The organism is Glaciecola sp. 2405UD65-10, assembly GCF_048820975.1.
In the GTDB taxonomy this organism is placed as follows: domain Bacteria; phylum Pseudomonadota; class Gammaproteobacteria; order Enterobacterales; family Alteromonadaceae; genus Glaciecola.
Map to the genome: position 1 here is coordinate 1,148,915 of NZ_JBMEUF010000001.1, position 20,174 is coordinate 1,169,088.

The window sequence follows — 20,174 nt, forward strand, 5'->3', positions numbered from 1 at the left end:
GAGTATTACTAGTAGCTTACCGTTAGCGTATAAGCGCCTGTATACACACCATCTCTTGGAGCAGCAGTTGCAGCGCCGTTGTACGCAAGAATACCACCTACTGTAAACCCAACAGAACCTGTTGCATCAGTGATTAAATTTGGTGTCGCTACATCGTATTGATCACCATCATTTGCGCCACCCACTACATATACGTCTGTAGATGCTGCATAGATAGTAAAAAATTCATCTGTTCCGCCGCCGGGAGTAGTAAGCGTAGCTTCATTCATTCCGGTAAGACGATCTGTAGCTGCAGCAGTTAACGCTTGATCTTCGCCTGTCCCAGTTGAAATAGTCAGTGCAGTAAACGGCGCCGCACCTGTAATTGAATACTCGCCCGGTGTACCGTCAACAATCGAAGATGTTTGACCATCTGTTGCTGCTGCGCCACCAGCGGTAGTACCCTGTTGCGTAGTTACTGGTGAACCATCACCAGGGATTGTTACGTAGGTAAGTGTTGCACTGCCTGCAGTTAAAGTTTGTGCAGCACCTTGGGTTACTTTTAACGTTCCGAAATCAATTGTTGATACTTCGTCTAAGTTAAATGCGTTTTGTACAGTAACTGTTGCAGTCGAGTTCACGGTTTCTTGCGCCAAAGTTACTGAAGAGCTGGCAGCCAAAGCTCCAACTACTACTACTGAATAAATGTGATTGCGTTTGAACATGGAATATCTCCAGTTTATCTAAATTAATTGACACAGCAACGCAAGAATACTCGCGACAACTCTGTCCCTAACGATAAGTACTTCTTATCAGTAAGAGGCTATTTGCCTTCAAGAATATTATCGTCAGGTCAAATTTAAACTTTAAACATATTTTCATTTAATTTAAAGGAACAACAGCCTCGGCTATTACCTGTCGTTTTTGGTGGCCTGCAACATCATATACCACTTTTAAGTTTCCTTGAGTGGGAGTGACATTCTGCGACCAAGCTATTAAACGTGTCGCGTTGGTAACTTCGTGGAACATATTGACACCATTTAAATACCCTACTGGCTCATAGTTGCTGGAACCATTTTCTGCAAATGAAACCGTAATATCTCCGCGTAAAGAAACACCGAACTCTTTATTGAAATTTACTAATATATTCCCTTGTTTAGCACCATTTTTAGCCGGTTGAAAGACGACGCTTTTGATAGACGCTGATGGTTTTTCGATGGACTTTGTAGCAACTAGAACGGGAATTGTATAATTAAGTAACATGTCCATTTGCAGTGAAACGCCATTCACAGGGCCAGTTTGTTCCGGCTTTTTGGGGGGAAGCGCTATAAAGCTTAGGTGCGAGCGATATTCGTTTGATGACATGTCAGATGTTCTACGAAGCAGTAATTTAACAATTTGTTTTTCACCTGGCTCTAACTTTACGCGGCGTGGGCTTACGCGCAAAAAATCACTGGCTTTAGGAAACGAAACTAATTCAGACTCATTTAGCTTTCTATAGCTTCCATTATCATTTTGGATCTGTTCCATCCACTCTATTTTGTATGTTCTTGTTTGGCGACCTGAGTTAAGTAAAATCACTTCTTTTACTCTATCTCGTTCTTCAAACTTAATATGCGTGGGGGTAATCAACAAACTCGCTTGTGCACAAGATATTTGCAAACTACACAACACAGCGCACACCCAAATTAAACGTTTCATTTTTCTGCTTTCCTCTTTTAAAAACTAATTGTTACGCGGACTGTTGACACATAGCTTGCGTCAGTAAATCCTTGCCCACCGCTACCTGAGGTTTGGATTCGCCCGCCTACACGAATGGTAGCATCACCATTATTGTCACTTAATACTTGTTCGTCATAACTGGGAATATCGAAGGTAAAATACTCTTGAGAGGCAACACCTGGGTTCATTGTGCTATTTTGCACACTTACACTTATATTGTAGGTCACATTGGGTATGAGCCCGGATGCTACATAACTGCCTGGCTCACCTCGCTCGATAATCCTTAAGCCCGTGCTGGAAATAACGTTACCAAACAAATCTACCGTTAACGATTGCACCGAAGAATTATCAACCACTACTAGAGTTCCCATATTAATAGGCCGCTCCTCTATTAGCTGTGCGAAGCTAGCTAATGGCATAAACAGCAGTAGACTAGCTATCAAACATAATTTTACCATCTAAAAGGTTTCACCCTTGAAGTTAGTAACACCACAATAGCTCTGAAACGTTTTAATTGCTGAGCAAGTTTTCAAGGCTTCTTGTTTGGAAGAATATGGGCCGAAACGCAAACTATAGAAAGTTTGTCCTTTCACGCTCACTGTTTCGTTCAAGGCAAGCTTATTACAGGTTATATCAGCAGCTTTTCCTTTAAAATCGTCCCAGCTTTTCGTAACACTTGCTCTACTTTTGAAAGACGCTAAATGAATAGCAAAACCGTTACCAATCGTATAATTTGACGTGTCGCACTGCTCTTGCTTGCTATCAGGTGTAAGTTTACCGCCTGTAAATTTTGCGTCATCAACCCCATCATTGCTGTTACTCACTAAGTGACTGGGATTAGCTTGCTTCAAGTTGTTTCCCATGACAGGTTTTGCAGGGGCTGCCACAGCTACATTGCTAGGCATGGTGCTGTTTTTACCAGAAAATTTAGACGGCGGCTCATCATCTTTTTCGTTAATTTTAGTTAACTCTGCTGGGGTGGTTACAGTATTAAAGCTAGGACGTACGGTACTACCACTGCTAAGGACATCTTGTTCAGTACTGGCAGTAAACCCACCGGGTACATTGTATTGAGAGCCATAATCAGGGACCGGATTTAAATTACCAAACTGTTCTGTTAAAAAAGATATATCTTGCTCTAATTCGATTAGCCTAGAAATAGCGGGCTGCGCTTCTTCCCAGCGCTGATTTTGCTTGGCAATGATCACTTTTAACTCATCAATTGATGTTGTTTGCTCTTCGATACTGGGGGAAGGCTTTGCATTAGTTATTCCTTCTGCCTCTTCCATTTCAAACGAAGACTCGTCTTGGCTATTGGTTAAGAATGCTTCGACTTTTGACATATCTGGTATAATCGAACAGGAAAACAACAAACAAGAAGATGCTATCAATGCACTGAGTTTTTTATATTTTATATGCGGCTTCATAATAGGCCCCCAATAACAATTTTTTGACCATTAAATCTAATAATCAAGACTAAGCAAAAAATGAACCAATTGTTATTGTTCTGATACTAGGGCAGGTATCGCTTCGCAAAAAATGCCATGCTGCGTTATTTCTAGGCAGTCAAGAGCTGCGCTTACCTCTTGAGGGTAGAAGCCACTTAACAAAGAGTATGAACCGTCATTTTCTAAGCGTTTTTGTAATTGACCTCTTGGTATGTTTAGTTGCTTGTGAAGCCTCGAGGCATAAATATTAAGGATTTTCTGGTTAACGAAATTTCCTAGTTTGACTGCAAAGCCTTTAAGATACATCCGTTTTCGCACTCGTAAATCATCAATCAAATATATTTCGCTATGTTTATCTACACGAATGGCTGAGACCGGATAATTTATCGCATCCACTTTATTTAAAGAGCTAGTGTCTATTTCAACCTTGTAGTTTCCCGGTATCACTCCATCAAATATATAAAAACCATCAAACTCGCTTAAAGTTTGTTTTGCAATTCGCCCTTTAGAATCAACTAAATTCACAAGTAGATTGCGGCCTGGTTCAAGTAAATCTTCCGATACTAAATCTATTTGACCTTCAAGTTCACTAGTAAGAACAATGGGGAAATCAAGGTTGTCGGTATAGCCCTCCCGAAATTCTATAGACACACCATCTACAAGTGGCTTAAAAAATTGGTCTGGCAATGTGTCAATATCAACAGAAATATCACTTTGTTTTTGATCACTAATATTCGCGATTAAGGCAATACCTGTTGATGAAGTGGAGATTTTTCTAATTACTTGTGGAGCCAAAACAGTTACATCCTCTATTACTGGCTCGCCGATATCATACAAAGCATTATAGTTTTGATCTAAAAATACTCTTACCGCGACAGATCCTCGCCCTGTAAGCCCTGTTCTCTCTGAATATATATCTCTGTACCTCGAATCTGTACCTGTAAGTGCAATTCGTGCTTGCAAACCTGCAGTCCATCCTGCAGCTTCAGACCACGTAAAATTACTGTTTATATTGACCTTTTGATTTGTCCAACCTAATTGAAATCCTACTTTTTCGTTGTCGGCGTCAATGGTGCCTGAATAATCAAGGCGAGCTTTCCAACTTTGTGAAATATTCCAGTTTAATGAGGCATTGTAAGAATCAAAAGCGGTATCATTTTCTAAATCATAATTAAGCCCTAAGCGTGCGAATAAAGTCCCAAACCCTTTCTGCATGGTCAATGAACCCACTGTTTGTGTGTTTTTATCTCCGGTTAAAAATGTGTCCTGTATGAATGAAATTCGGTTATACAAATACAAACCATTCATCGAGAAGCCAATATTGTTACTTGCTTCTAAGCGCTCACTCCCAGCGGTATCTTGAAGTCTTAACGAGTTTTGAATTGGAAAGTTAAATACTCCAATTCTTACGTGCCCACTTGTTGTTAAATCAAGCGAACGAAAATAATACTCCGAGTCATCTTTTGGCTCTGTATTACTTAAGCGCAAATTCAAAGATTGCCCCAACAAACTAGTACGCAAACCCGCGGATATAGAATCAGAAGCACTATTTCCGGTATATGTTAGGTCGGCCAACACATTATCACTTACGTAACTTGTTAAACCTAAGTTATAGGTACTCGCGTTACTAGTATCGTTGTTGAAAATTTGCTGAAAGCCGCCTGAGATTTGCGTAGCGGAAGAATACTTATATCTAAATTGACTCGATAAATTATAATCACTACTAAAGTTATCTTCAGAATCATTTACTCCTAAAACGGAACGATTTGATTCGTTAATCGACACATCATAAACAAAACGTTTATCGTCCATTAAGGTTTTGTCGATAAGCTTGTTATATTGACGCACTTCAACTTGCCCTTGCGGCCCATATAAAGTTATTTCAAATTCGTTTAAGCCGAATATTAAAGATACATCCAAAAATTCGTAACGACCCGTTTGGATATTTAACTGTTGATCAAGCAGTAAACCATTTCTGTACAGTTCAGCATCCCAGCCAACTTGCACAGGGCCCTGTATATTGACCAACTGATTATTGATCTGATTTAAAGAAGTCGCATTACTAACGCGGAAACCCCTGGATTCTCCATTGCTAGATGAATTTCCCGTTCTAACAGGCCTTACATCGCCAACTTCAAAGTTAGTCGCCTGTAATATTCCAAGTAAATCCCCCTTAGAAGACTGTTTTTTAAGTTTTACTCGGGCGCTACTTAATAGGTCGTCATCATTTCCTGCAAGATAAAACTCTGTTCCTATAAGGGCTAAATCGCGGGTTCCTAGAATACTGTAATTGGCGCTAGTACGATCAGTGGATTCGGTATGTGCAATACCAAACTGCATATCCAAAATTTGCGGAGAAAGTATACCGTAACCGCGTTTTAAACGAACATATTTAACATCATTCCCGTTTGACTTGCCTAAACGCTTATTCATACGCTCTAAGCGTTCTATGAACGGAAATTTTTCTTTAGAATTTAGCCGGATACTCAGTTTTTCATAATCGAAAGTATGGCTAATACCGAATGTTTTAGTCAGCTTCTTTTCATTAATGTATAGGATATCATCTGCGAAAAGGTAGGAATTCTGATCAAGTGAAATATTTTGATCTTTTAGCTTTATTTTGACGCCGCCAGCTGAGGCTTCTAATGGGGAGAATTCAAAAGTGTTCTGTTGGTTAAAGTACCAACCCTTATATTTGTTGTCGGCAGACTTTTGTATCGGAAATTCCATGATTTCCAAATAATTTTCAAAATCTAAAACCATTTCTTGATTGTTAACACGGCCCACAATGTAGCCAAGGCGATATTTATCAATCAATACTTCAAAAAGTAACTCGTCACCGTTCTCATATCGCTTTATTTGCGAGCCAGCATTTTCATCTTCACTGGCGTTAGCTAGAAAAGATAGGCTAATTAATAAGATGTAAACTACTAAGAATCGATTTGAAACTGTCAACAATTGGGCCCGATAATTTGTTCATTAAGACGCATGAAGCAATTATCGAACCAAATTGAAAGACTAAAGAGTTTTGAGCTATTGCGCTTGTTACTACCCTACAAGCGCTAGCAGTATACCTGCGGCAACCGCGCTACCTAAAACACCGGCAACATTTGGCCCCATAGCATGCATTAGCAGGAAGTTATGTGGGTTGGCTTCAAGGCCTACCTTGTTGACTACTCGGGCTGCCATAGGAACGGCTGACACGCCGGCAGCGCCTACTAATGGATTAATGGTCTCTTTACTAAGCTTATTCATTAACTTAGCCATAAGTACGCCTGCTGCTGTGCCTATAGAGAACGCAACTGCGCCTAGCGCCAAAATTCCGAGGGTCTCAACCGTCAAAAAAGCTTCAGATGACAATTTAGAGCCTACGGCTAATCCTAAGAATATAGTTACCGTATTAATTAAAGAGTTTTGTGCGGTATAGCTTAAACGCTCTACAACACCACTTTCTTTTAATAGGTTACCAAAGCAAAACATACCTACTAATGGCGTAGCTGACGGCAAGAAAATAAGCGTTAATATAAGTACAGCAACGGGGAAAATAATCTTTTCACGTTGCGACACTACACGTAGTTGCTTCATTTCTAACTTGCGCTCTTCGGGCGTAGTCAAAGCTTTCATAATAGGTGGCTGTATAATAGGCACTAAAGCCATGTATGAATAAGCGGCCACTGCAATAGCACCTAGTAGCTCTGGCGCTAGCTTTGAAGCTAAAAAGATTGCCGTTGGGCCATCAGCTCCGCCAATGATTGCAATGGCAGAGGCATCAGCTAAAGTAAAGTCAAAACCGGGTAAGCCATTTAATAAAATAGCCCCAAACAAGGTGGCAAAAATACCAAATTGAGCAGCTGCGCCTAACAATAGCATTCTTGGATTGGCTATTAATGCGCTAAAGTCAGTCATTGCGCCAACACCCATGAAGATGAGCAGTGGAAATACCCCGGTATCAACCCCTATATAGTAAATATAATGTAGCAGTCCGCCGGCTTCTGTAAAACCGGCTAATGGAATATTGGTAAGCAGAGCACCAAAGCCAATGGGTAATAAAAGTAAAGGCTCAAATTTTTTCACAATAGCAAGATATAGCAGGCCTATACCCACTAGCATCATTATAATTTGGCCTATTTCAAAATGAGGCAAAGCCGTGCTTTGCCATAACATTGATAGTTTTTCCATAATTAACCTACCAACATTAAGGTATCGCCATTTGACACAGCATCACCTTCTTTCACACTAATTTTAGCCACCGTACCGCTAACAGTGCTGCGAACTTCTGTTTCCATCTTCATAGCTTCTAGTATAACAATAACGTCACCCTCATTAATGGGTTGGCCATCTTCCACCACTACTTTGAAAATGTTGCCCGACAGTGGCGCTTTAATTTCGGTACTGTTCACACTAGGCGCTGGCGTTTGGGCAGCAGAATGTGAAGCTTCATTTGTTGGCGTTGATAAACTCACCTGAGCAATATTAGTGATATCACCGCCATCAGCAACTTCTACATGGTAAACCTGGCCTTCCACTTTTACCGCATAACTTGCAGCATCACTTGCAAATGGGGTTTCGCTAGCTGCATCAACTTCAATTGGGCCATTTGATGGTGCCGGTTCGAAAGCGGAAGGATTATCGCGGTTTTCAATGAATTTCAAACCAATTTGAGGAAACAATGCGTATGTGAGTACGTCATCTATTTCATGATCCGCTAAACGAAGTGATTTTTCTTTTGCTACCGCTAATAAAGCCGTCTCGAGGTCATTCAATTCTGGCGCAATAATATCGGCAGGACGGCAGGTAATGGGCTCAGCACCTTCTAATACACGAGCTTGTAGCTCAGCATTAACCGGCGCTGCGGTGGCACCGTATTCGCCTTTTAAAACACCCGCAGTTTCTTTAGAAATACTCTTATAACGCTCGCCAGTTAATACATTGATAACCGACTGCGTGCCTACTATTTGAGAAGTAGGCGTAACCAGTGGAATAAACCCTAAATCTTCTCTTACGCGAGGGATTTCTCGTAAAACTTCATCAAATTTATCTTCTGCACCCTGCTCTTTTAATTGGCTTTCCATGTTAGTTAACATGCCGCCAGGAACTTGTGCAGTTAAAATTCTAGCGTCTACGCCTTTCAAGCTTCCTTCGTACTGGGCGTATTTAGCTCGCACACCTCTAAAATAAGCCGCGCCCTCAGCAAGCAATTCTTTATTTAATAAAGTATCGCGCTCAGTGCCTTCCACAATAGCGGCTATTGTTTCGGTTGCAGTATGTCCGTAAGTCATACTCATTGGGCTTATAGCGGTATCAAGCATATCAATGCCTGCATCAATTGCTTTTTGGTATGTAGCTGTACTCAAGCCAGTGGTAGCATGGCATTGCATCGCAATAGGTACTTTTACTGTGGCTTTTAATTGCGTGACTAATTCTTCGCAATCATAAGGTTTAAGCAAACCCGACATATCCTTAATACAAATAGAGTCAACGCCTAGGTCTTCTAACTTTTTAGACATATCAAGCCAAAACTGCAAGGTATGCACTGGGCTAATGGTATACGCTAAGGTCCCTTGAGCGTGTGCGCCCACATCTTTGGTTGCTTTAATAGCCGTAGTTAGGTTTCGAACATCGTTCATAGCGTCAAAAATACGAAAAACATCTACACCATTTTTATGAGCGCGTTCAACAAACTTGATCACTACGTCATCAGCGTAGTGACGATAGCCTAATAAGTTTTGGCCACGCAGTAACATTTGCTGCGGCGTGTTAGGCATAGCCTGCTTAATGGCGCGAATGCGCTCCCAAGGATCTTCGCCTAAATAGCGGATGCATGCATCAAATGTTGCACCACCCCATGATTCCATTGACCAATAACCAACTTTATCCATCTTTTCTGCAATGGGTAGCATGTCATCAAGGCGCAAACGAGTAGCCAATATTGATTGGTGTGCGTCACGAAACGCCAATTCAGTGATTTTTAATTGCTTAGACATTTTATATAGGTTCCCTATTTATTATGCTTTCGATGTGCATGTACTGCTCCAGTAATTGCAGCAACGATTTTTGGGCTCACTGTCGTTGGTGTGGCACTTTTATTATTATTATTTTTATAATTGGTTTTTTGTTGATTAGTGTCGGCTTCTGGGCCGGGGAAGGTTCGCGCAAACCAGGCTATACTATGAATACCACCTATTAATAGTGTTAGAAAAGCAAATACTACCGACATTCCTACCGATAATAACACGCCTGCTTCTAATAGTTGCTCGGTCATTTAATCCTCCTTCTTATACCTGTTTCAACATAACAATTTATAGTAACAAATTGCGGGTATGTTAAATAGCATGCTGAGCTAAAAAAAACAATGCAATACGCTAATAATCATGCGCTAAATCATAGTTTATATGCACATTCAACGCATATAAGCTGTTTTTTATGCATAATTAACCTTTCTTTTACAAACCCTGATTGAGTAAATTTAACTTTTGCTAGCGCATTTTAAAGGCAAAAAAAAACCACCCTACTGGGTGGTTTTTAATGATGGCGCGTGCGGAAGGATTCGAACCTCCGACCGCCTGGTTCGTAGCCAGGTACTCTATCCAGCTGAGCTACGCACGCGCAAAAAACGGTTATTGCTTGTTATCCTAAAAGCTTAATAAGTTGGCGCGTGCGGAAGGATTCGAACCTCCGACCGCCTGGTTCGTAGCCAGGTACTCTATCCAGCTGAGCTACGCACGCGCTGTCTTATTAAACTCTTTTAACAACCTGCTTAAGTTTTCTAACTTAAACACTTCTAACAAATGAAATGGCGGAGAGGGAGGGATTCGAACCCTCGATACCAGTATTAGGTATGGTTCCTTAGCAGGGAACTGGTTTCAGCCACTCACCCACCTCTCCGGAACTTCATAAAAACGTTTACACTATTGAATTACTAAAGGCTTATAAGACCTTGGCTAGCTCTCCAAATTGTGGAGCGCAAGTTTACTGAATCAGCACAGTAAGTCAATGGTTTTTTAGCCTTAAAATATCAATCGTTAGTTTTTTAATCAATTGCGTATATATAATACCCAAAAACGAAAAAAAGCTCGCATAATTGAGAGCTTTTTATTGATACTTCTTTGTTACCAGAAATCATAAGCTAACAACATTAAGTGTATTGTAACTTAATCTATTAGCTGTCTGCTACGTTTCCATTACCTTTTTCGGCTTGAATTCGCATATAGATTTCTTCACGATGAACTGATACATCTTTAGGCGCATTCACACCAATTCGTACTTGATTGCCTTTAACCCCTAAAACTGTAACAGTTACGTTGTCTCCAACCATTAGGGTTTCGCCTACACGACGAGTCAAAATTAGCATGCCTTGCTCCTATTAATGTTATATATCTTAAATTTGCTTGCGCGCCTTAAATTATACGACAATCTACTTTATTTAGTTTTATAAGCTAAGGTTATTATTTTGAATGCTTAAAATCAATACTAACCTAGCAATTACACTGCCTTATATTCAATTAGAAACAAGGGCTTACGACTTTAGTCCATAAAACAGACCAAAAGTTGCCTTAATTTCTTTCAATTTACTTAACTTTATTATCACTTATCCAATTTGGCACTGTCGCTAAAGCTTTTTCAAGTGCATCTGCATCGGTACCACCAGCTTGCGCCATATCAGGACGGCCGCCACCTTTACCACCAACCATTTGCGCCAAGTGACTGACTAATTTTCCTGCATGAATGGTGCCAGTTAGATCTTTGGTAACGCCTGCTATCAAGTTAACTTTGCCATTGGCCTTCAAGCCAAGCACAATCACGCCTGACTGGATTTGTACTTTTAGGTCATCCATCATGCCTCTTAAAGCTTTGGGCTCAGCATCAGTCAACTCAGTGACTAAAAGATTAATACCTTCAACAGAAGTCAAATTTTTGACCAGGTCTTTAGATTTCTGACCCGCCAACTGTTGCTGTAATTGATTAAGCTCTTTTTCAGACTGCTTTAGTTGCGCGAGTAATTGTTCGGTTTTCTTCAATACAGATGCTTTATCAGATTTAACTAAATTGGCTAACGCAAATAAGGTGTCAGACTCTTGATTAACAAAATCTAAGGCTGCTTGCCCAGTTATTGCTTCTATGCGCCTTACACCTGATGAAATCCCACCTTCTGAAACAATTTTTAGTAATCCAATATCGCCTGTGGCATCTACGTGGGTACCGCCACAAAGCTCAGTACTAAATTCACCCATAGTTACAACGCGTACATTATCATCGTATTTTTCACCAAATAAGGCCATGGCGCCTGCGGCTTTGGCTTCTTCTAGGTCCATTAACTGAGTCTTTAATACGTGGTTTTGGCGAATCTGCTGATTTACCAAATTTTCAATTTCAGCTAACTCATTTGCACTTATACTTTCAAAGTGTGAAAAATCAAAACGCAGCTTTTCAGCATCAACCAATGAGCCTTTTTGCGTAACATGTTCACCTAAGCGTTGACGAAGAGCCGCATGTAGTAAATGTGTTGCACTGTGATTTAACTTAATTGCTTGGCGCCTTGCTCTATCAACTGTTACTTCAACAGAGTCGCCCACTTTCAATAAGCCATTAACTGCCACTTTGTGAACAAACGCATTACCCACTTTTTGAGTATCGATAACTTTTGCATGCCCAGTGCTATATTCAAACAAGCCTGCATCACCCGCTTGACCGCCCGACTCAGCATAAAAAGGGGTTTCATCTAGCACAACAAGTGCATTGCCTTCTGCAACCTGCTCTACTGAAGCTTGATCAACTAGTATATCTTTGACCACCGCATTAGCATTAAGTGCGTCGTAACCAGTAAAAGTTGTTTCAAAGTCTAATTGAATAATATTGCTGTAATCTGCACTGAACTTACTAGCGGATTGCGCCAATTCTTTTTGCGCTTTCATGGCTTTTTCAAAGCCGGCTTCATCAATAGTAAAACCTTGTTCACGCGCTACGTCATTGGTTAAATCGGCAGGGAAACCGTAGGTATCATATAGCTTAAAAACAAGCTCGCCAGGTACTTCTTTACCGTCTAAGTCATTTAAAGCTTGGTTTAACATTCCCATACCGCGCTCTAGCGTATTTGAAAATTGCTCTTCTTCTTTTTTGAGCACTTTCTCTACCATGGCTTGCTGCTGTTTAAGTTCAGGGTAAGCCTCACCCATTTCATCAACCAAAGCTGACACTAGGCGATAGAAAAATACATCTTTTGCGCCAAGCTTATAGCCGTGACGAACCGCTCTGCGAATAATACGACGCAATACATAACCGCGTCCTTCATTTGAAGGCATCACACCATCGGTGATTAAAAATGAACATGAACGAATATGATCAGCCACTACACGCAGTGATTTGTTGTTAAGGTCAGTGGTACCTACCACACTTGCGGTAGCTTTAATGAGCGCTTGGAATAAATCAATTTCATAGTTGCTATGCACGTTTTGCATAATCGCTGAAATTCGTTCCAGCCCCATACCGGTATCAATAGATGGCTTGGGTAGAGGCAGCATATCGCCATTGGCTTGGCGATTAAATTGCATAAATACTAAATTCCAAATTTCAATGAAACGGTCGCCATCTTCTTCTGGGGAACCAGGAGGTCCACCCCATATGTGCTCACCGTGGTCATAAAATATTTCAGAACAAGGGCCACATGGGCCAGTGTCACCCATTGACCAAAAGTTATCAGACGTAGAAATTCGGATAATTTTTTCAGCCGGAATACCTATTTCATTTAACCAAATGTTATAGGCTTCATCGTCTTCATGGTAAACGGTCACTAATAGTTTATCTTTTGGTAAGCCTAGTTCTTGCGTTAAAAACTCCCATGCAAATCCAATAGCTTGCTGCTTAAAATAATCACCAAAGCTAAAATTACCCAGCATTTCAAAAAACGTATGGTGGCGAGCTGTATAACCTACATTCTCTAAATCATTGTGCTTACCACCGGCTCGAACGCAGCGTTGTGACGACGTTGCCCGTGTATAGTTACGCTGCTCAGTACCCAAAAATGTATCTTTGAACTGATTCATACCTGCGTTTGTAAACAACAAGGTGGGATCGTCAAACGGAACCAGTGAAGAAGTCGGTACTTCTTGGTGTTGTTTATTTGCAAAAAAATCGAGAAAAGCGCGTCTTATATCAGCGGTAGAGCGAGTCATTCAGTATCCTGTGCATTGCTTGAGGCATCTTGCTTTCACGTGTGCCTCAATTAAGAGTGAAAATTTATATCTTTTGAAAGACAATTCGAAGAACAATATCATTAATAGAGCTGAAAATTAAGCTTTTCAAGGCGGTTTATTGCGCTTTTCACTAGAATAACGGACTAAACTAGAGGTGAGTTCCTTTCGTGTTAAAAAAGCAACTACTCAAACGCATGGTTAATATGTGCTTGTTCGAAACCTCTGTACTGCAAAAAACGCATCTGCTTCTGTTTTGCGGTGAAGTCAATTGGCATGTCACTGCCGAAGCGTTTTTCTCTTACCCGCGTAGCCGATTCGTACCAATCAAATTCTTCACTACTAATAAATTCGTTAGCATCTTGTTCATTAATTTGATGCTGATACATTGATTGACGTATAAATTGAGGGCCTTTGCCGTTCATATAGGCATTTCTTACGAAAGACTCGACAAAGCGGCTGTTTGATTGAATGTTTTTCTCTTTAAATTGACGCAATTGCTGTTCACATTTATTTTCGTCAAAGCCTTTTTTCAAGAGCTTTTCAAGCAATTCCGCGTAGCTATGTTCTCGCCTTGCCAAAAAGCGCGTAATAGCATGATTAATGATCTTTGTGTCAGTCTCTGTCATATTTAGGGATATTAGATAAAATTTACTTAGGGATGATAGTTTACCCATGAATTGGCAGTGGACAAGCATTGATAGCCTTTCTCTTTTATCAAAAAACGAATTTGATACCTTACAGCCCAGTGAAAATACCACTAGCCCGTTTTTGTCGTATGCGTTTTTACTTGCATTAGAAGAGTCAAAATCAGTAGGCAAAGATACCGGTTGGCAAGCAAATCATTTAGTAGTGCGCGATAAAGACCAAACATTAATTGCCTTTTTGCCGGCTTATATTAAAAGTCATTCTTACGGTGAATATATATTTGACCATAGCTGGGCACAGGCTTATCAGCAACATGGCTTGTTGTATTATCCTAAGCTTAGTGTGTGCGTGCCCTTTACACCTGTAACCGGCCCTAGGATACTGCTGCAATCGGCTGATTTAATAGAGCCCTTGATCAGCTACATTGCCAATATAAAAGATGACTACTTAGCAGAGCATCATTTGTCGTCCCTGCATATTTTATTTAGCCAAGAACGTGTATCTAAGCAATTTCTTACCGAGGGCTTTCATCAACGCTTATCGGTACAATTTAATTGGTATAACAACGGTTTTGTTGATTTTGATGGTTATTTAGAGGCTATGACGGCACGGCGCAGACGCTCTATTAGAAAAGAGCGAAAGGGAATAGTGAAACAAGCCACCTCTATAAAGCGCATTGTTGCACACAATATAAGCGAACACGACATGGCGTTCTTTTATCTTTGCTACCAGCAAACCTACTTGAAGCGAAGTGGGCACCACGGTTATTTAAGTGAAGCATTCTTCAAACAGATTTTACGTTCCATGCCCGAAAAGTTACTATTGATAATTGCCGAGCAAACTAATGATGAAGGCCTAAAAACACCTATTGCGGGTGCACTTTTCTTTTTTGATGGAAATGGACTATATGGGCGCTATTGGGGGGCATTAAAAGAAGTGTCGGGTTTACATTTTGAAGTGTGTTACTACCAAGGTATTGAGTTTTGTATTGAGCAAAATATCCCCATGTTTAACCCCGGCACTCAAGGGGAACACAAAATATTAAGAGGCTTTGAACCCACCCTATGTTATTCAAACCATAGCATGCAAGAACCGGCCTTCGATGACGCAGTTGCTGACTTTGTAAACCGCGAAGCTCCCCACATTGAAGATTACAAAGCACAAAGTGCGCAATTACTGCCGTTTAAACAAGGCCAAGAAGATAGCGAATAAATTGTTACAAGATTTGTATAAACATGATTTAACTGAGTTTGAAGCTTCTGTACCTGATATTATTAAATATTCGCTTGGATTGTTTTAAGCCAGATTGTTTAAACCAAATCGCTTTTTACACCTGATCATTTTGAGCATTCTAATAACTACACACATACAATAAGAATTACGATAGAAAAGGAAACTTATGAAAAAATCTATACTAGCGCTTGCGGTGTTTACCGCCATGTCTATAACCGCTTGTAGTGAACCAACTTCACGCACAAACGAAGCAACACCGCCACAAAGTGAAGCGCAAAGCGCTAAGCCAGAACTAGGTAGCTTCGGCATTGACCTAAGTGCACGTGATACCAGCGTTAAGCCTGGAGATGACTTTTTCCAATACGCGAGTGGCACATGGTACGAAAATTATGAAATACCAGCTGATAAAACCAGCTACGGTGCATTTGCAGCACTGGCTGAACGCAGCGAAGAGCGCGTTAAGGCCATTGTTGAAGACGTAGCCAGCAAAACCGATTTGAGCCTTGAAGAACAATTGATAGCCAACTACTACAATGCCTATATGGATGTAGATGCTATTAACGAAAAAGGCATTACGCCTATTCAAGCCGCGCTTGATGAAATAGCCGCGATTCAAACAGTTGAAGACTTAACAAAAGTGTTCGGTAGATCATGGTTAATTAATACAAATGCACCAATTGGCGCAGGCTTAGGGGCTAACCGCCTTGACCCTGACTCGTATCAAGTATCAGTAGGTGTAGGCGGCTTAGGCTTACCTGACCGAGCTTACTATTTAGAAGATAACGAGCGTTTTAATACTATTAAGGCGGCTTACGAAGAAAATATTACTACCATGCTGGGTTTTGCCAATATTGAAAATGCGGCAGAAAAAGCAAAAAACATAATTGCACTTGAAACTAAGATGGCCGAAGCTATGTGGCCTCGCGAAAAACGTCGTAACCGCGACTTAACACTTAACCCTATTGCCCGTAGTGATTTAAAAGAAACTTATGCAGGATTTGATTGGGACCTATATTTTGACCAACTTGGGTATGAAGCTAAGAACCTAAATATGTCTATGCCTGAGCCAATCAATGACATGATTAGCTTAATTAATGACACACCTATATCGCAGTGGAAAGACTACTTAAGCTATCACCTTATTTCAGGCAATGCAGGCTTATTGGCAGACCCTATCAACAACGCTAACTTTGCATTTTACGGCACAACCTTAAATGGCCAACAAGAACAGCGTCCGCGCTGGAAACGTGCAGTTAACTCAATGGCAGGTTCACGTTCATTAGGTTTTGCAATTGGTAAAGTATATGTAGAACGTCACTTCCCTGAAAGCTCAAAAGAACAAATGGTTGAGCTAGTTGAAAACCTGCGCAAAGCACTAGATGAACGCATTACCAACTTAGATTGGATGGGTGAAGAAACCAAAGAAAATGCAAAAGCTAAATTAGCGGCCTTTGTGCCTAAAGTAGGTTATCCCGATGTATGGGAATCATTTGAAGGGCTTGAGCTATCTAATAATGACCTGCTAGGCAATATGCAAGCGCTTCGCCAATTTTTCCGCGAAAAAAGCCTTGAAGATGAATTGCAAAAAACTGACAGAGAGGCCTGGTTTATGGCGCCTCAACGCGTTAATGCTTATTACAATTCAACCTTTAACGAAATAGTATTCCCTGCCGGCATACTGCAAGCGCCGTTTTTTGATCCTAACGCTGATGCCGCGGTTAACTATGGCGCTATAGGTGCCGTAATTGGGCACGAAATGGGCCACGGTTTTGATGACCAAGGTTCAAAGTCAGATGCCAAAGGTATTCAGCAAAACTGGTGGACCGATGCTGACCGCGAAGCATTTGATGCAAAAACAAAAATGCTGATAGACCAATATGCGCAGTATGAAGCGCTGCCAGGCCAGTTCGTAAACGGCGCAAATAGCGTGGGTGAAAACATTGGTGATGTAGGTGGTTTATCTATGGCTTACCATGCATATAAACTAAGCCTTAATGGTAAAGAAGCACCTGTTATTGATGGTCTTAGTGGTGATCAACGTTTCTTCCTAGCTTGGGCACAGGTGTGGCGAGTTAAAAGAACAGAAGAGAGTATGTTAAGTCGCCTTCGCGGTGGAACTCATGCTCCTGGCAAGTTCAGAACATTAGCCCCGCGTAATCATGATGCATGGTATGAAGCATTTGATGTTAAACCTGGTGACGCTCTGTATTTAGCGCCAGAAGACCGCGTACGTATTTGGTAAGCACCTTATACATGTAAAAAAGCCATAGTTAATACTATGGCTTTTTTGTTTTAGTTGTTTTTAAGAAAGTGAAATATTTAATCTTGTAAGTTAGGCATTAACCATTTTTCAGCTTCTTCTGCACGCCAACCTTTGCGCTTCGCATAATCTTGCAATTGGTCATTTTGAATTTTTGCGACGGCAAAATATCGGCAATCAGGATGCGAGAAATACCAACCTGACACAGCCGCTCCCGGCCACATCGCATAAGATTCGGTAAGTTTCATGCCTATTGTTGCTTCAACATCAAGTAAATCCCAAATAACTTGCTTTTCGGTATGCTCTGGGCACGCCGCATAACCGGGTGCTGGGCGTATGCCTTGATATTTTTCACCAATCAATGCTTCGTTATCTAAGCTTTCATCAGCAACATAGCCCCAAATTTCAGTACGCACCAACTTATGTAGATATTCGGCAAATGCTTCGGCAAGGCGATCAGATATTGCTTTTATCATAATAGAATTGTAATCATCACCATTAGCTTCATATGCCTTGGCAAGTTCATCTTCACCAATTCCTGCGGTTACGGCAAAAGCGCCGGTATAATCTAACTTACCACTTGATTTGGGCGCAACAAAATCACTTAACGCATAGTTGAAGCCTCTAGGCTTTTTCGTTTGCTGGCGCAAGTGCTCTGCCTTTGCAATGCAATGAGTGCTATTGGTAGGTGAATAAATTTCGATGCTTTCATTAATGCTATTGGCGGGGAAAATACCTACTCGGCCAATCGCTTGAAGGCTTTCATTTTGTTGCACTTCATCTAGCAAAGCATTGGCTTCTGCAAATAAGATTTTTGCTTGTTCACCTACTACTTCGTCATTTAATATTCGAGGATACTTGCCCGCTAAAGACCACGTTAAAAAGAACGGTGTCCAATCAATATACTCACGTAGTGTAGCAATACTGGCAGTCACTGTTTTAGCGCCTAGGGTACGTGGTACATATGGTTCGTATGCTTGCCAATCACAGGTAAACGCATTTTCACGTGCTTGCTCAAAGCTGATTGCTTGTGTGCGCGGGCGTTTCTTAGCATGTTGCTCACGTACTTTTACGTATTCGTCTTTTATGCTTTGTGCATATTCGGCCTTACTATGTGCAGAAATAAGCTTTTGTACTACACCCACAGCTCGGCTCGCGTTAGGAACATATACAACAGGATGCTCATAGTTATGCTCAATTTTTACGGCAGTGTGTGCTTTTGAAGTAGTTGCCCCGCCAATGAGTAAAGGCAAGTCCATATTTAAGCGCTGCATTTCTTTGGCTACATTCACCATTTCATCAAGTGACGGTGTTATAAGCCCCGACAACCCGACTATATCTGCTTTTTCGTCTATTGCAGTTTGTAGAATTTTGGCCGCCGGCACCATTACGCCTAAATCAATTACTTCAAAGTTATTACACTGGAGCACCACACCCACAATGTTCTTACCAATATCGTGAACATCGCCTTTCACCGTTGCCATCACTATTTTACCATTAGGACGCGCATCACCTGACTTTTCAGCTTCAATATAGGGTTGCAAGTAAGCTACTGCTTTTTTCATCACACGGGCTGATTTCACTACTTGGGGCAAGAACATTTTTCCTTCACCAAATAGGTCCCCTACTATATTCATACCATCCATTAATGGCCCTTCAATCACTTCTAATGGAATAGTGGCCTCTAGGCGCGCAGCTTCGGTATCTTCTTCAATGAATTCGGTAATTCCTTTCACTAAGGCGTGCTCTAAACGCTTAACAGTGGGTAACTCTCGCCATGTTAAATCTTCTTTGGCGGCAACCTTGCCGTCACCTTGATACTTTGGAGCTAGGGCAAGCAAGCGATCAGTACCATCACTTCGTTTATTAAGAATAACGTCTTCAACGGCTTCGCGCAGTTCTTCTGGAATTTGATCGTAAACCTCAAGCTGACCTGCGTTTACAATTCCCATATCCATACCCGCGCGAATAGCATGGTACAAAAATACCGAGTGCATTGCCTCGCGCACTGGGTTATTACCCCTAAACGAAAAAGATATATTTGATAAGCCACCCGATACATGACAATGCGGCAATTCAGTGCGAATACGGCGTGTTGCTTCAATAAAATCTACCGCGTAATTGTCATGCTCCTCAATACCGGTCGCTACGGCGAAAATGTTTGGATCAAAAATAATGTCTTCTGGCGCAAAACCTACTTCGTTCACTAAAATGTTGTAGCTGCGTTTACAAATTTCAAATTTACGTTCGCATGTATCAGCTTGGCCCTTTTCATCAAAAGCCATTACTACCGTGGCGGCACCATAGCGCTTAATCTTTTTAGCTTGCGCTTTAAAAGGCGCTTCACCCTCTTTTAAACTAATTGAGTTAACAATGGCCTTGCCTTGAACGCATTGCAAACCTGCTTCAATTACGCTCCACTTTGATGAATCAATCATAATGGGAACGCGCGAAATATCAGGCTCAGAAGCTATTAAATTTAAGAAACGCACCATGGCAGCTTCTGAATCCAACATGGCTTCATCCATGTTGATGTCAATTATTTGCGCCCCGTTTTCTACTTGCTGGCGCGCCACATCAAGTGCGGCTTCATAATCTTCACCCAGTATTAGGCGTTTAAACGCAGCAGAACCGGTGACGTTAGTTCGCTCGCCTACATTGATAAACGTTGAAAAGCTTGCGCTCACATTTAATCCC

At 41.1% G+C, this 20,174-nt stretch carries 14 protein-coding genes and 3 tRNA genes; 2 read left to right on the plus strand and 15 right to left on the minus strand.

Going from position 1 to position 20,174, the window contains the following annotated elements; translation table 11 throughout:
• Positions 1–8 precede the first annotated feature (8 nt).
• The 14 genes from ACOI22_RS05290 to ACOI22_RS05355 form a co-directional block, all read right to left on the minus strand.
• A complete protein-coding gene (locus ACOI22_RS05290) occupies positions 9–704 on the minus strand; it encodes a hypothetical protein (RefSeq protein WP_420670936.1) in 696 nt (231 codons plus the stop codon).
• 157 nt (positions 705–861) lie between these two features.
• Positions 862–1,680, minus strand: a complete 819-nt coding sequence (locus ACOI22_RS05295; RefSeq protein WP_420670939.1) for a molecular chaperone — start codon at positions 1,678–1,680, stop codon at positions 862–864.
• 17 nt (positions 1,681–1,697) lie between these two features.
• Positions 1,698–2,072, minus strand: coding sequence for a hypothetical protein (locus tag ACOI22_RS05300; protein WP_420670941.1), 375 nt, complete (start codon positions 2,070–2,072; stop codon positions 1,698–1,700).
• Positions 2,073–2,159: 87 nt separating this feature from the next.
• A complete protein-coding gene (locus ACOI22_RS05305; protein WP_420670943.1) occupies positions 2,160–3,128 on the minus strand; it encodes an SPOR domain-containing protein in 969 nt (322 codons plus the stop codon).
• Between the two features lie 72 nt (positions 3,129–3,200).
• Positions 3,201–6,104, minus strand: a complete 2,904-nt coding sequence (locus ACOI22_RS05310) for a hypothetical protein (protein WP_420670945.1) — start codon at positions 6,102–6,104, stop codon at positions 3,201–3,203.
• A 93-nt stretch (positions 6,105–6,197) separates the two neighbouring features.
• Positions 6,198–7,328 carry a sodium ion-translocating decarboxylase subunit beta gene (locus tag ACOI22_RS05315; RefSeq protein WP_420670947.1) on the minus strand — a complete coding sequence of 377 codons (1,131 nt, stop codon included), beginning with the start codon at positions 7,326–7,328 and terminating at the stop codon, positions 6,198–6,200.
• A gap of 2 nt (positions 7,329–7,330) precedes the next feature.
• Positions 7,331–9,133, minus strand: a complete 1,803-nt coding sequence (oadA, locus tag ACOI22_RS05320; protein ID WP_420670949.1) for a sodium-extruding oxaloacetate decarboxylase subunit alpha — start codon at positions 9,131–9,133, stop codon at positions 7,331–7,333.
• A gap of 14 nt (positions 9,134–9,147) precedes the next feature.
• Entirely contained in the window at positions 9,148–9,411 is a 264-nt protein-coding gene (locus ACOI22_RS05325; protein ID WP_420670951.1) for an OadG family protein, read from the minus strand.
• Between the two features lie 267 nt (positions 9,412–9,678).
• Positions 9,679–9,755, minus strand: a tRNA-Arg gene (locus tag ACOI22_RS05330).
• A 43-nt stretch (positions 9,756–9,798) separates the two neighbouring features.
• A tRNA-Arg gene (locus ACOI22_RS05335) sits at positions 9,799–9,875 on the minus strand.
• 68 nt (positions 9,876–9,943) lie between these two features.
• A tRNA-Ser gene (locus ACOI22_RS05340) sits at positions 9,944–10,034 on the minus strand.
• A 274-nt stretch (positions 10,035–10,308) separates the two neighbouring features.
• The gene (gene csrA / locus ACOI22_RS05345; RefSeq protein ID WP_420670953.1) at positions 10,309–10,500 is read right to left on the minus strand and encodes a carbon storage regulator CsrA; all 192 of its coding nucleotides are present in this window, start codon (positions 10,498–10,500) and stop codon (positions 10,309–10,311) included.
• A gap of 217 nt (positions 10,501–10,717) precedes the next feature.
• A complete protein-coding gene (gene alaS / locus ACOI22_RS05350; RefSeq protein WP_420670955.1) occupies positions 10,718–13,318 on the minus strand; it encodes an alanine--tRNA ligase in 2,601 nt (866 codons plus the stop codon).
• A gap of 203 nt (positions 13,319–13,521) precedes the next feature.
• Positions 13,522–13,965: a regulatory protein RecX gene (locus tag ACOI22_RS05355; RefSeq protein WP_420670956.1), complete on the minus strand. Its 444-nt coding sequence runs from the start codon at positions 13,963–13,965 to the stop codon at positions 13,522–13,524.
• Positions 13,966–14,011: 46 nt separating this feature from the next.
• Between ACOI22_RS05355 and ACOI22_RS05360 the strand changes: the two genes are divergently transcribed.
• Both ACOI22_RS05360 and ACOI22_RS05365 read left to right on the plus strand, forming a co-directional pair.
• On the plus strand, positions 14,012–15,196 hold the full coding sequence (locus tag ACOI22_RS05360; RefSeq protein ID WP_420670959.1) for a GNAT family N-acetyltransferase: 1,185 nt from the start codon (positions 14,012–14,014) through the stop codon (positions 15,194–15,196).
• Between the two features lie 187 nt (positions 15,197–15,383).
• Positions 15,384–17,459, plus strand: coding sequence for a M13 family metallopeptidase (locus ACOI22_RS05365; RefSeq protein WP_420670961.1), 2,076 nt, complete (start codon positions 15,384–15,386; stop codon positions 17,457–17,459).
• A gap of 77 nt (positions 17,460–17,536) precedes the next feature.
• On the opposite strand, the gene metH is transcribed toward ACOI22_RS05365, so the two are convergent.
• Positions 17,537–20,164 carry a methionine synthase gene (metH, locus tag ACOI22_RS05370; RefSeq protein WP_420670964.1) on the minus strand — a complete coding sequence of 876 codons (2,628 nt, stop codon included), beginning with the start codon at positions 20,162–20,164 and terminating at the stop codon, positions 17,537–17,539.
• Between the last annotated feature and the right edge of the window lie 10 nt (positions 20,165–20,174).